Source organism: Runella sp. CRIBMP, assembly GCF_009905605.1.
GTDB lineage: Bacteria > Bacteroidota > Bacteroidia > Cytophagales > Spirosomataceae > Runella.
The window spans coordinates 1,000,984-1,014,398 of record NZ_JAAAKZ010000001.1; the positions used below are offsets into that span (position 1 = coordinate 1,000,984).

A 13,415-nucleotide genomic window follows, 5' to 3' on the forward strand; every position below is an offset into this window, starting at 1 on the left:
GATGAAAAAAAAGGAGCTGCGCAAACTCTTCGGAGAGCGCCGTCAAACATTGACAACCGCAGAGGTGGCCGAGGGAAGTCAGGCCATTGCGCGGCTCTTTTTTTCTTTTTTTGCCATTGAAAACCTCAAGGCCATTCATGTTTATCTCCCCATCCGCCGTCAAAATGAGGTAGATACGTTTCCCATTATTTATACCATTCAGGAAAAATACCTTCATAATCAGGTGGTTGTTCCCCGGGCACTGCCCGAAACGAGCGAAATGGAGCATTATCAATGGCTCCCCGACATGAAGCTCCAACTCAACAAATGGGGCATTCTGGAACCCGACCCTACCTGCAATTTGCAGTATGCCGTTACGGGCATTGACTTGGTCATTCTACCACTGATGGCTTTTGACCGCAACGGCTACCGCGTAGGCTACGGCCGTGGTTTTTATGATCGTTTTTTGGTCCAATGCCGCCCCAATGTTATCAAAGTGGGCCTTTCGCTGTTTGACCCTATCCTCAAAATCGACGACATTGATTCCTTTGATGTCCAGATGGATTATTGCATTACCCCTACGCAAATTTGGCAGTGGTAACCTGCAGCTTTGCCTATCTGCGGCTTTGTGTGATTTATGGGAGAAATGATTTTTTAAAATCTCGCCCTACTTTTTACCATTTTGACAACTAACAAAGCCCTTTTTTGCAAAAAAGACATTTTTTTCTTGGTAAGTTTTAAAGTTTACCTTTATTTTGCACCCACATTTTTATCGTCACTGTGAACACAAAGAAATCTAAATAGACACGCGGAGCCTGATGGGATATTGACCCCGTCATGCCAGCGTGTTTGTCCTGATTCTTAACCTTCACGGTGACGTTTTTTTTATGTACCATTGTCAACTTTAATTTAACTCAAACAAAAGCAAACCAATGAAAATCGCAGTAGTAGGCGCTACCGGTTTGGTAGGCAGCGAAATCCTCAAAGTACTCGAAGAGCGCAACTTCCCCGTCACAGAATTGATTCCCGTCGCATCCGAAAGGTCGGTAGGTAAACAGGTGACATTCAAGGGTAAACAATACATCATCGTAAGCTTTGAAGATGCCATTGCTGCAAAACCTGCGATTGCTATCTTCTCGGCAGGCGGCGGCACTTCTTTGGAATTGGCTCCTAAATTTGCGGAAGCGGGCATTACGGTGGTCGATAACTCTTCGGCATGGCGCATGGATCCAACCAAAAAATTGGTTGTTCCCGAAATCAACGCGTACACGCTGACCAAAGAAGATAAAATCATTGCCAACCCCAACTGTTCGACCATTCAAATGGTGGTTGTGTTGAACCCATTGCACAAGCGTTATGGCATCAAGCGCGTGGTGGTTTCGACGTATCAGTCAGTGACTGGAACGGGCAAAGCCGCTGTAGATCAGCTGTTTGCCGAGCGTACGGGCGATACTAGCGTGGCGAAAGTGTACCCGCATCCTATCGACCTCAACGTACTGCCGCACATCGACGTATTTTTGGATAACGGCTACACCAAAGAGGAAATGAAAATGACCAATGAGACCAAAAAAATTATGATGGACGACAACATCGCCGTTACAGCTACGACGGTGCGCATCCCTACCATCGGTGGTCACTCAGAAGCGGTCAATATCGAATTTGAAAATGAATTTGAACTGAGCGAGATTTATGAAATTTTGGGTCAGGCCGAAGGCGTGGTAATTCAGGATGATCCAAAAAATAAAATCTATCCCATGCCGCTCACGGCGCACGGAAAAGATGAGACGTTTGTCGGTCGTATCCGTCGCGACGAATCGCAACCCAAAACGCTCAATTTGTGGATTGTGGCGGATAACCTCCGCAAAGGAGCCGCCACCAACGCCGTACAGATTGCCGAATATTTGGTAAAACACAATTTGGTAGAAGAGGCCGAATTGGTATAAAAATAACGAATTTTAGGTAGAGGCGTCTGACGGTTTATAACCGTCGGACGCCTTTTTTATTAATTTTATTTCGTGCTTCCCAATAGGTTTCCGAACTTTGCGTTATTTTCATTGCAACCAGCAAACGATTTTGCAGGTATTCCGTTTTGATTATCAAGATTATAAGCACAAAGGTTGAAGCTAATGGTAAAAAATATTTCTATACTTTTCATTTTCCTTTTTGTCACTCATCACTCGTTTGCCAAAGGTTATACTCCCACCGACACCCTTCGTAAAGCGCCCCTCTGGGCGGCCAAAAAAGGGCCGTACCGACCTACTCGTGGGCTTAAAAATGATATTCTACACACCCAGTTGGATATGCGCTTTGACTGGCTCCGTCAGCACGCACTCGGCTCGGCCACTATTACATTCAAGCCTTATTTTTATCCCCAAAAAACGCTGGAATTAGATGCGAAGGGCTTCGATATTAAAGGGGTATTTCAGCTTGATACCCTCACGAGGATAGATTCAACGACCAAACAAGTAGTTACAGAATACATCAATGACCCCCTCGAATATACCTACGACAAACGTCTGCTTACCATCAAACTTCGGCGCACCTATAGCCGCTTTGATACGCTGCACGTATTGATTGACTATGTGGCCAAACCCAACGAACTACCCGTCGGGGTGGCAGGGCCAAAAGGGGATAAAGGGCTTTATTTTATCAATGCCGACGGCATGGACGAAGGCAAACCGCAGCAAATCTGGACGCAGGGCGAAACAGAATATAACTCCTGCTGGATGCCCACGGTCGACAGCCCCAACGAAAAAATGACCCAAGATTTTCGATTGACCGTCGAAAACCGTTTTAAGACCCTTTCCAATGGCAGACTGGTCGAATCTCGCATCAATTCCGACAGTACCCGCACCGACCGCTGGGTGCAGCGCCTCCCACACGCACCTTATCTGGCGGCGTTTGTGGTGGGAGATTTTGCGGTAGCACGCGATACCGTCCGCCCAGGGTTAGAACTGAGTTATTATGTAGAGCCTCAATACGCTCCTTATGCCAAAGCGATTTTTGGCCGAACGCGCGAAATGATTCAATTTTTTGAGGAAAAATTCGGGGTAGAATTTCAGTGGGAAAAGTACGCCCAAATCGCCGTCCGTGATTTTGTAGCGGGTGCCATGGAAAATACCTCCATGACCGTTCATGCCGAAAATGTACAGAATGATTCCCGTGCCTTGCTCGATGGCAACTCCGACGATGTGATTGCGCACGAACTCATGCACCATTGGTTTGGCAATCTCGTTACCTGCGAATCGTGGGTGCATTTGCCACTCAATGAAGCCTACGCCAACTATTCGGAATACCTCTGGAATGAATACAAAAAAGGCACGGAAGAAGCCGATTTGTGGGGACATGGCGAGTTGCAACAATACCTCGGTGAGTCGGAACAAAAGCAGGAGCCGCTGATTCGGTACAACTACACCGACATGGAAGACATGTTTGACAATCACTCCTACGCCAAAGGCGGGCGGGTGCTGCACATGCTTCGGAAATACGTGGGCGATGAGGCCTTTTTTACGGCTTCTCGCAACTACCTCATCCGCCACGGATACGGAACCGCCGAAATCAACGACCTGCGTGAAGCCTTTGAAGAAGTGACAGGGGAGGACTTAAACTGGTTTTTTAACCAATGGTTTTTATCGCCGGGCCACGCCAACCTCAAGGTGGAAAAAACCTGGAACGATGGAAAAGTAACGCTGAAAGTAAGTCAATTGCAGGATTCGACCTATACGCCCATTTATCGCCTGCCACTCAAAGTAGATGTGTGGGTTAACGGCCAGAAAAATACCCACGACATTGTGGTCAGCCGGGCGCGTCAAACCTTTGAGTTTCCCGCCGCGCAACGTCCCGATTTGGTGGATTTTGACGTCGAAAAGCAATTGTTGGGTGAAGTAGACTACGAAAAAACGAAGCCTGAATTGATTTTTCAGTATGGTCATTGCGACAAATATCTGGCACGCTACGAAGCCATCACGCGATTGGAAGGGCAGATGATTGACTCAACCGTGCGCCACGTGATGATGAGCGCCATGAACGATAAGTTCTGGAAGATTCGTCAATTGGCCATCTCTAATTTCTCCGAATACGACGGGCTACAATTCAACGAAGTAGAACGCATTATTCAAAGTAAAGCACGCGTGGATGCCCACCCGCGCGTGCGCATGGAAGCTGTGATTACGCTGGGCTCGTTTGGCGATAACTCCAACGACCCGCTCTTCCGCGAAGCGCTTAACGACAGTTCGTACCAAGTGGTTTCGGCTGCCTTGGATGCGTACCTGATTGGCAAACCTGATGACGCCGCCGATGTGGCGCTTCGGTTTGAAAACGCCCCTAACAGCGAAATTGTGACCGCCGTGGCCAATTACTACGCTGGCTTGGCCAAACCCGATCAGTACGAGTGGTTCATGCAGAAAATGAGCAAGCTAAAATCGGCCGAAATCTATAATTTCTTGCAGGTTTTCGGTAAATACCTCATCCGCTCCAACGCCGATGTGCAGCGCAAAGCCTTACCTATGCTCGAAACCACGGCCCGCAATCACCCCGCCTATTTTGTGCGGTTTGGGGCCTATCAGGTGTTGGGATTATTGACCGACATCGAAGGCGTAAAAGCCATGCGTAAAGACATCCGCAACGCCGAGCGTGACCCCCAATTGAAGAATATGTACGGACAGGTGGGAGATTTTTGAGAAAATCACTTGAGTATAATCCGCATAAAAATCCCCACTTATGGCTTGCCAAGGTGGGGATTTTTGCATCAGAGAGAATTAGTCTTTTAGTGAATTTAAAATATCAAATAGAACTTCGCCGGGATTGTTATTACTTCCACTTCTGGCATTTCCCAGTAATCGAAAGGCAAAATTTATATAAGTAATTTTTTGGGGTAAGTGCTTCGTATTTTAAGACTGGGTCTGACTACCGTCTGACCTAGTCTATGCGAGCTGAACAGACTTTTGTCCCCACTCCAATTCATTAGTTTACTTTTTCTCTAATTTTTTCAACTCCTTTTCAATGTAGGCTTTTGAAAGCCAGTTGGTACCAATCATCACCCCTTCAATCTGCCTGGTCTGATTGATGTCTTGCAGGGGATTGCCACTTAGCAAGACCAAATCTGATACATTTCCAGTCTTGATAATGCCCGAATCTGGTTTGTTCAAATAAGAAGCTACGTTGACAGTTCCAGTACGCAAAGTTTCATACGGCGTCAGTCCCGCATCTACGAGGTATTTCATTTCGTGGTGAATAGAAAAACCTGGTACATTGAATATTTGGGGAGCATCGGAGCCTAACAAAATCTCTACCCCATTTTTCTGACATTCGTATAGCAGCTTTCGGCGAATTTGTATCAGTTTTTCGGCTCGCTCTTTTGAGAAATTAGGGTTGCTGTTATAGGTGTTTTTCGTATTTGCCCAACCCTTCACCTGTTCGGGCTTCATGTACTTCATTTCTGGGGCGTTGGTAAACGCCTCTGCCGAAAGCGGAGACTGCCACCGCTCCGCCAACGCCTGTGTAGGTACAACCCGTATGTGGTTGTTGCGTAGGCCCTCTATTAGTTTTGGAATGAGAGAAGCGTCTGCTCGATCTGCAATCCAAGCTCCAAACAAACCCGCTTCTTGTTCGACCAGCGTATCAATTCCAGGGGTGAGGGCTTCAATAAAACCATCCAAATGATCAATAGTCGAATACTTTGCATCAATAGCTCGCCAAACGCCTACATTAAATGAAACGTGTCCCACAAAGGGAATACCAACTTCCTTGGCTGTTTTGGCAATAGCGGGAAAAGTTTCTCTTGTGAGCCCTGGGTGTAACTTTAGAAAATCGTAACCCGCAGCTTTTTGCTCGCGTACCATTTCTGCTCCTCGTTCGGCAGTTTTTACGGTCTGTCCGTTGAATGAGGGACCCGTTGTGTAAAAATGAGGCCCAAGAATCGTTCCGTCGTTGATTTTACTCCGTAATTCAAGGTGTTTTTGGTGGCCGAGCATGCCTCGAATGGTGGTGATACCGTTGGCCAGATAAAGCATCAGCACCTCTTTCATGGGTTCAAAATCGTCCGTTTGGGGAACGTGTGCGTGGATTTCAGCCCAGCCAGGGGTTAGGTATTTCCCTTTTGCATCAATGACCAAAGCGCCTTTACTGGCTTTGACCTTTGCCGCGTCGCCCAATGCCGTTATTCGACCGTTTTTGATAATAACCGTTTGATTTTCAATGACTTGCTCCTTGTCCATTGGGATGACGTTAACGGATTTGAAGACGATTTCGCGCTCACTATTGTTGACGAGTTCTTGCGCCATGATTGTGGTGCAGAAAGCCAAAAGCAAGACAATAAACAGGAGAAGAAAGGAGGTGCGCATACAAGTATATTGTTAGGGTTTGTAAGTAGTAGTGAAGATTCAAATTGGAGCGGCCATCCATCAATGAATGATGCTCATTTCATGACTGATGCTATGGCAATTTGTTAAAAAAAGGACTGGTATCAAAAAGCAAAACAAGATTCTTTATGACGTACTGGATATTCTTTAAAATTAGGGGGATTCGAGCGGTATTATTTTTTTACGAGGAAAGATTAACGAATAAAAAAGCGTCCAATCGGCGCAAAGACCTATTGGACGCTTTTCTATAAATATAATTCTGAGAATTAAACCCCTATCTTCTCCACAACCAAATAATCAGCCTGTTTGACCGTATGTTGTTTGACCATCATTTCTCCCAAAAATCCCGCTAAAAATAGCTGAAATCCGATGACTATGGCGACCAAGGCCATGTAAAACAGTGGATTTTCGGTCACATTGCGAAAAGGCTCGTGGGCAAAAATGAGGTATATCTTTTTAATAATTAAACCACAGGTAATGACAAAACCCAGCAAAAACGAGAGCGTACCCCACAGCCCAAAAAAGTGCATGGGCGCTTTACTAAAACGATGTACAAACGTAATCGAAAGCAAATCCAGAAAACCATTCACAAAACGCTCCAGACCAAATTTGGTGCTGCCGTATTTGCGGGCCTGATGCTGCACTACTTTTTCTCCAATCTTACGGAAACCGTTCCACTTAGCCACCACTGGAATATAGCGGTGCATTTCGCCGTAGAGCGTAATGTTTTTGACCACCCGCTGCTTGTAGGCTTTCAGGCCGCAGTTGAAATCATGAAGATGAACCCCTGATATACTGCGAGTTACGGCATTAAAGAGCTTGGTGGGTAGGGTTTTAGAAAGTGGGTCGTAGCGTTTTTGTTTCCAGCCCGACACCAAGTCAAAACCATCTTCCGTAATCATACGATACAACTCGGGGATTTCGTCAGGACTGTCCTGCAAGTCGGCATCCATCGTGATGACCACGCTGCCGCGCACGAGCTGAAAACCCGTTTGCAGGGCGGGCGTTTTGCCATAATTTCGGTTGAAACGAACTCCTTTGATGTGCGGGTCGCTGACGGCCAGTTTCTGAATCACTTTCCACGAATCGTCGGTACTGCCGTCATCGACCAGCAGTACCTCATAACTAAACTGATGCGCCTCCATGACCCGCCCAATCCAAGCGGTCAATTCGGGTAACGATTCCTCCTCGTTGAAGAGCGGAATAACGACTGATATATCAAGGGCTTCGCCGGGCATAGTATCCAAAATCAATTGCGTATCGCGCAGCAAAGCTACAAATTCTTTTGGTGCTTCCATTGGATTTTGAGGATTAGGGTGTTGCATAAAACCCAAAATCAACAAACGTGCCAAAGCCCTTCAAAATTGCAATTATGCCCCAGTAACGGTCTGTTCTTCGGCTTTTTCGGGCACTTTACCCCGAATTTTTGTCAAAAGAATACCTACCAAAAAGATGGTGAGCGTGCCCACAACGATAATCATATTGGGATGAAATGCACTCCGTAAATACGCTAAAGAATCAGGAATTTGGGCCGAAAAGGTCATCCAGAGAATGACGAGCAAACCAATCATGGTTGCCGTAAGGGCTTCCACGTTGCGCGTCTGACGCGAGATGATTCCCAACAAAAACAGCCCCAACATACCGCCCGCAAAAATCCCCGAAAGCACCCACCATACATCTAAAATACTCTTGACGCCAATCATGGCAATGCCCGTAACCATGCCCATGAGTCCAAACACCGTGGTGGCAACGTATAGTAATCTCAGTGACTGCTTATCGGTCAGATTTGACTTAATGTAGCGCTGGTAAATGTCGACCGAAAACACCGTGGCCGAAGCGTTCATGCCGGAACTGATGGTGCTCATGGCCGCCGACAAAATCGCGGCTACAATCAGCCCCAACAAACCTGCTGGAACTTTGGTGACCATAAAGTGCGGCATCACTTTGTCGCCAAAGTCGCTTGGCTTCAGCGTAGCGGCCAATTGTTTGATGGCCTCTTGCGTTCCACCCGGCAACTTATCGGTCGCCGCTTGCATTTTAACCGCCTCCAACAACTCAGGATTGGATTGGTAATAAGCGTACAGACACGTGCCTAATACAAAGAATATCAACGAAATAGGTACGTACAAGTACACACATAGCCACACCGACTTGGCCGCTTCTTTGATGGACGTGGTGGTGTGGTAGCGCTGCACGTAGTTTTGGTCCATCCCGAAGTTATTGAGGTTCATAAAGAACCCGTAAAGCAATACCACCCAAAAAGTAGGTTGGGAAAAATCTGGTGCGTAACTGCCGAGACTAAATTTATTGTCGGCCTGCCCGATGTCGATGATTTTACCAACCCCTCCCGACATGCCATCGACCACCAACCACAAAATAATAACCGCCCCCGCCGTTTTGATGACACCCTGCACCACCTCGGTCCAAATCACGGCTTCCATGCCTCCCATGACGGTATAGAGAATGATACAAATCCCCACCACCACCATAATCGTGGCCATCGGGTAGCCCGTCAGGGCCTGTAAACTAAGGGCAATTCCGAAGAAAATGGACCCCATACGGGCGAGCTGAGTCAACAAAAAACACACTACCGCGTACGACCGCGCCCAAGGTCCAAAACGGTTTTCGAGGTTGGTGTAGGCCGATACTTCACCCGTATTTCGGTAAAAAGGAATGAAAAATTTAGTGGCTACCCACGCGGCCAAAGGCATAGAAAGGCTAAACACAAAGGAGTTCCAGTTGCTCCCGAAAGCCTTGCCGGGCACGCCCAAAAAGGTATTACTGCTAAGAAAAGTCGCGTAAATCGACATGCCGATGGCCCAGCCCGGAATCTGCCCCGAGGCGGTAGTAAACTGCTCGGCGTTGTTGCTGCTTTCCCGGCTGTTTTTACGGGAAAAATACACACCAACGCCCACCATTCCGGCTAAATACATTAAAATGATGGCAACATCAATAAGGGGAAGGTTCTTCATGATTTGGGTCTGGGTGCTAAAGCACGATTATTTGTTATTCGTTAATTGTATATCCAGTTAGTTGTGTGCCGAAAATCCGTTTTTCAGTCACGCAATCCTTAATACCTTTTTTTATTCGTTTAAGACTATTTATAACTTAAAATACTGCACACAAGAAATAGCCTCATTCGCCCAAAGGCAAGTATTGTTTCTATCCAATTTAGGAAGACTCATGAGCACTTCAATTACTCCCACGCTACTCCAAAAATTAAAAAACGGTCAAAATGTGTACGGAACGTGCATTACGTCTACCGCACCCATGTGGCCCGCCGCCATCAAGCGCACTGGCGTTGATTTTGTGTTTATTGACACCGAGCACATCCCGCTCGACCGCGCCGAATTGGCCAAAATGTGTCAAATTTTCAGGGCATTGGGCATTACGCCCATCGTGCGTATTCCTGAGCCTAATCCTTTTTTGGCTTGTCAGGTGATTGACGGGGGCGCATTGGGCGTGGTAGCGCCTTATTTAGAATCAAGGACCCAAATTCAGGAGTTGGTAGGGGCCGTTAAATTTCGACCACTTAAGGGAGAAAAATTAAAGAATTACCTGACGGGTGCCGAAGAAATGACACCTGAATTAAAACAATATATCTCCAACCACAACGCCGCCAATCTTTGCATTGCCAACATCGAAAGTGTACCCGCGGTGGAACGACTCGACGACCTTTTGTCGGTGCCTGGATTGGATGCGGTGTTTATTGGTCCGCACGACTTATCGGTGAGTCTGGGCCTGCCTGAGCAGTACGACCACCCCGACTTTGAAGCGGCCGTCCGGAGTATTATTCACCAAACCCGCGCCAAAGGGCTTTCGATTGGTATTCACTTTTCGCTGGAGCCCGAGCGCCAAATCAAGTGGATGAAAGAAGGAGCCAACATGGTGGTACACAGCTTTGACGTGGCGCTTTTTAGTCAACGCTTACAACATGATTTGAGTATCATCAAACAAGCCGCAGGAGATAGCCCAAACGCTGATACTACCACCTCCCTGACGGTCTAGGAATTTGCAAATGCATAAAAACAACTGTCCGAACTGGTAATCTTCCCTTTTTTTGGCCTTTATAGGTAAGTAATTAAAAATAAGTAGTTTCTACAAATTGAGCATTAGACAAACATGGAACAAATCAAATGGGGGATGATCGGCTGCGGAAACGTAACTGAAAAGAAGAGTGGCCCAGCGTTTAGCAAAATACCGAACTCATCGTTGGTGGCCGTCATGGGCCGTAGCGCCGAAAAAGCCGCCGACTACGCCCAACGCCACGGCGTACCTAAATGGTATACCAATGTTGATGAGCTAATCAACGACCCCGAGGTCAACGCCATCTACATCGCCACGCCGCCCGACGTACACCTTGACTACGCCACCCGAGCCATGAAAGCAGGCAAAACCGTGTACGTGGAAAAACCCATGGCGCGCAACGCCGCCGAATGTGAGGCCATGAACCAGGTTAGTCGCGAAACTGGCGTACCGCTTTTTGTGGCATATTATCGTCGTACGTTGCCTTATTTTGTAAAACTCAAAGAACTTATCGACCAAAAAGTTGTCGGTGATATTCGGTTGGTAAAGGTGCAAATCCATTATAATCCCTACGCCGAAGAAATTGGCGACGACGCGCGTCCGCGCTGGCGCGTAGACCCCGCTATTTCGGGCGGTGGTCACTTTCATGACTTAGCGTCTCACCAGTTTGATTTTCTGGAATACGTGCTCGGCCCCATTAAATTGGCGCAGGGCATTTCTCGAAATCAGGCAGGATTGTACGAAGCTGACGACATCACTGTTGCCAATTTTGAGTTTGAATCGGGGGTGCTGGGCACAGGAAGCTGGTGCTACACGCTCAACCCAGAGCAACGCCTCGACGAATCTCAACTCATCGGTTCTAAAGGGAAAATTACGTTTTCTTTTTTCGAACGGTTTACCATCAAAGTAGAAACCGCCGATAGCACCGACGAGTACTTGATTCCTTATCCTGAACACGTCCAACAACCTTTGATTGAGACCATTGTGCAGCAATTGCGCGGTGAAGGCCAATGCCCAAGCACGGGCGAAACGGGCGCTCGTGCCAATACCATCATGGACCAAATTACGCACCACTAACCTACCATTCATTACAAGGGAATTGGGGCCACTCCAAGCTGGGGACTTACTGCACATTTTTTCGTCCAAAAGCACCCCATTTCTAAATTAAGCATTTGATAATAAACGAAATTATAAAATCAGTGGCTTATGAAGTAAGTTTGGTTTTTAAATCCATGCAATTTCGGCCTCTCACGTTTCTAATAACCAACCCCTATGAAAAGTCTTTCTCTTAGTTTCTTGCTTGCCTGCGGACTGATTGCTTTTGTTGGCAAGGCCCAAACCCACAAGCCTTACACGCCTACGCGTTTTCCCGACCGCCTTATTTTGGGTTGGCAAGGCAACCCCGCCACTTCTCAATCCGTCAATTGGCGCACCGACTCATCGGTGGTGGGAGCCGTTGGAGCCATTCATGAAGCCGATGCGAGCCCTGATTTTGTCAAAAAAGCTACCATCGTTCCTGCAGTTACCGAAAAAGTACTCATTGAAGGAAAGCAGATTTTATACCATTCGGTCCACTTCAAAGACCTCAAACCCGACACCAAATACAGCTATCGCGTAGGTGCAGGAGAAGAATGGAGCGAATGGTTTCATTTCAAAACTGCCAAAGATCAACCCGCCCCGTTTTCGTTCCTCTACTTTGGCGATGCCCAAAACGACCTTCGTTCGCTGTGGTCACGGGCCATTCGCGGGGCGTATTCGGCCTTCCCCTCGGTGCAGTTCATGCTTCACGCGGGAGATCTGATCAATAACTCCAACGCCGATTGGCAGTGGGGCGAGTGGTTTGAAGCGGGCGGCTGGATTACGGGCATGGTGCCTACGCTGGCTTCGCCTGGCAACCACGAGTATTTTAAAGATGATGCTGGCGCCCGTCGCGTATCAATGCACTGGCGTCCGTCGTTTGTGCTGCCCGAAAATGGCCCCGACAAACTCAAGGAAACCGCATATTATATTGATTACCAAGGTGTTCGTTTTATTTCTTTGGACTCGCAAGGCGCATTGTTGGACTCAACCGTGATGGATGCGCAGGCCGAATGGCTCGTGGGCGTGTTGAGCAACAACCCCAACAAATGGACCGTGGCGGTGCATCACCACCCCATTTATTCGACCGCCAACGGACGTAATAACGACGAATGGCGTGTGAAAATGGAGCCCATCTATAAAAAATACAACGTCGACTTAGTCTTACAGGGGCATGACCACACCTACGGACGCGGCCTCAATATGCCCCTTGGCAAAACACGCAAATTCCCCGATGGGCCTATTTATGTGGTGTCGGTCAGCGGGCCCAAAATGTACACCATCGGCTTGCAAGACTGGATGGACCGGGCGGGTTCCAACACGCAGTTGTATCAGATCATTATGGTAGACGGCAACAAACTTTCGTACAAATCCTACACCGTGACGGGTGAATTGTACGATGTCTTTGACCTGACCAAAAATGCCAACGGCCGTAATACGCTCATCGACAAAGCGCCTACATTGGCTCCCGAGCGCTTGGCCCTGCCCGAAACCTACCTCAACCGATTCACGCCCGAGCAAATCAAGGAATACGAAAACAGATTCAAGGAATACAAAGCGCGGAAAGAAGGTAAGAAGTAAAGTAAGGCTTTTTTATTGAAGGCAAAAGCAATCAGTCGACCGATTGCTTTTGCCTTTTTCGTTTCTTACTTTCGTAAAATTACTGATAGAGAGCATTTGCCCCCAAGTTGTGCGTAGTCTTCCAAAGGGAGAGTGCGTACCAAAAATACTCAGAGTGTTCGTAACACGGTGAGTCCGCCAGAAGCGGCTAATTATTCTTCCAAAATACTGATTTCTTCACCTCAAGCCAAGGGAGATTGCAAACGCCAAATAATTATCAGAACTAAAAATAATCCTGTTATTCAGCAAGTTACAACCTTAAATCCCATTAAAAACCCTTATCAAAGAAGGGCTATTGTTGGGAAGGACACATACCTCAAATTTTAGAGAAACTTACTCCTGATCTATTAAAAC

At 47.3% G+C, this 13,415-nt stretch carries 9 protein-coding genes; 6 read left to right on the forward strand and 3 right to left on the reverse strand.

The window, feature by feature from the left end; genetic code table 11:
* Position 1 precedes the first annotated feature (1 nt).
* The 3 genes from GVN20_RS04030 to GVN20_RS04040 all read left to right on the forward strand — a co-directional run bounded on the left by GVN20_RS04030 (position 2) and on the right by GVN20_RS04040 (position 4,658).
* Positions 2-580 carry a 5-formyltetrahydrofolate cyclo-ligase gene (locus tag GVN20_RS04030; RefSeq protein ID WP_166557076.1) on the forward strand — a complete coding sequence of 193 codons (579 nt, stop codon included), beginning with the start codon at positions 2-4 and terminating at the stop codon, positions 578-580.
* Positions 581-911: 331 nt separating this feature from the next.
* The gene (locus tag GVN20_RS04035) at positions 912-1,922 is read left to right on the forward strand and encodes an aspartate-semialdehyde dehydrogenase (protein WP_166557077.1); all 1,011 of its coding nucleotides are present in this window, start codon (positions 912-914) and stop codon (positions 1,920-1,922) included.
* A 183-nt stretch (positions 1,923-2,105) separates the two neighbouring features.
* Positions 2,106-4,658: a M1 family metallopeptidase gene (locus tag GVN20_RS04040; RefSeq protein ID WP_166557078.1), complete on the forward strand. Its 2,553-nt coding sequence runs from the start codon at positions 2,106-2,108 to the stop codon at positions 4,656-4,658.
* A 288-nt stretch (positions 4,659-4,946) separates the two neighbouring features.
* On the opposite strand, the gene GVN20_RS04045 is transcribed toward GVN20_RS04040, so the two are convergent.
* The 3 genes from GVN20_RS04045 to GVN20_RS04055 form a co-directional block, all read right to left on the reverse strand.
* Positions 4,947-6,320 carry an amidohydrolase family protein gene (locus tag GVN20_RS04045; RefSeq protein WP_166557079.1) on the reverse strand — a complete coding sequence of 458 codons (1,374 nt, stop codon included), beginning with the start codon at positions 6,318-6,320 and terminating at the stop codon, positions 4,947-4,949.
* 284 nt (positions 6,321-6,604) lie between these two features.
* Positions 6,605-7,576: a glycosyltransferase family 2 protein gene (locus tag GVN20_RS04050; RefSeq protein ID WP_166557288.1), complete on the reverse strand. Its 972-nt coding sequence runs from the start codon at positions 7,574-7,576 to the stop codon at positions 6,605-6,607.
* Positions 7,577-7,708: 132 nt separating this feature from the next.
* On the reverse strand, positions 7,709-9,310 hold the full coding sequence (locus GVN20_RS04055) for a sodium:solute symporter (RefSeq protein ID WP_166557080.1): 1,602 nt from the start codon (positions 9,308-9,310) through the stop codon (positions 7,709-7,711).
* 211 nt (positions 9,311-9,521) lie between these two features.
* On the opposite strand from GVN20_RS04055, the gene GVN20_RS04060 reads away from it, so the two are divergent.
* The 3 genes from GVN20_RS04060 (at position 9,522) to GVN20_RS04070 (ending at position 13,022) form a co-directional block, all read left to right on the forward strand.
* Positions 9,522-10,346 carry an HpcH/HpaI aldolase/citrate lyase family protein gene (locus tag GVN20_RS04060; protein WP_166557081.1) on the forward strand — a complete coding sequence of 275 codons (825 nt, stop codon included), beginning with the start codon at positions 9,522-9,524 and terminating at the stop codon, positions 10,344-10,346.
* 114 nt (positions 10,347-10,460) lie between these two features.
* Positions 10,461-11,441: a Gfo/Idh/MocA family protein gene (locus tag GVN20_RS04065; protein WP_166557082.1), complete on the forward strand. Its 981-nt coding sequence runs from the start codon at positions 10,461-10,463 to the stop codon at positions 11,439-11,441.
* Between the two features lie 195 nt (positions 11,442-11,636).
* On the forward strand, positions 11,637-13,022 hold the full coding sequence (locus tag GVN20_RS04070; protein WP_166557083.1) for a metallophosphoesterase family protein: 1,386 nt from the start codon (positions 11,637-11,639) through the stop codon (positions 13,020-13,022).
* Positions 13,023-13,415 lie beyond the last annotated feature (393 nt).

Excerpts from the sequence above, each read along its gene's own strand:
- GVN20_RS04030 (WP_166557076.1), top strand. The coding sequence starts at position 2 with ATGAAAAAAAAGGAGCTGCGCAAACTCTTCGGAGAGCGCCGTCAAACA.
- GVN20_RS04035 (WP_166557077.1), top strand. The coding sequence starts at position 912 with ATGAAAATCGCAGTAGTAGGCGCTACCGGTTTGGTAGGCAGCGAAATC.
- GVN20_RS04040 (WP_166557078.1), top strand. The coding sequence starts at position 2,106 with ATGGTAAAAAATATTTCTATACTTTTCATTTTCCTTTTTGTCACTCAT.
- GVN20_RS04045 (WP_166557079.1), bottom strand. The coding sequence starts at position 6,320 with ATGCGCACCTCCTTTCTTCTCCTGTTTATTGTCTTGCTTTTGGCTTTC.
- GVN20_RS04050 (WP_166557288.1), bottom strand. The coding sequence starts at position 7,576 with ATGCCCGGCGAAGCCCTTGATATATCAGTCGTTATTCCGCTCTTCAAC.
- GVN20_RS04055 (WP_166557080.1), bottom strand. The coding sequence starts at position 9,310 with ATGAAGAACCTTCCCCTTATTGATGTTGCCATCATTTTAATGTATTTA.
- GVN20_RS04060 (WP_166557081.1), top strand. The coding sequence starts at position 9,522 with ATGAGCACTTCAATTACTCCCACGCTACTCCAAAAATTAAAAAACGGT.
- GVN20_RS04065 (WP_166557082.1), top strand. The coding sequence starts at position 10,461 with ATGGAACAAATCAAATGGGGGATGATCGGCTGCGGAAACGTAACTGAA.
- GVN20_RS04070 (WP_166557083.1), top strand. The coding sequence starts at position 11,637 with ATGAAAAGTCTTTCTCTTAGTTTCTTGCTTGCCTGCGGACTGATTGCT.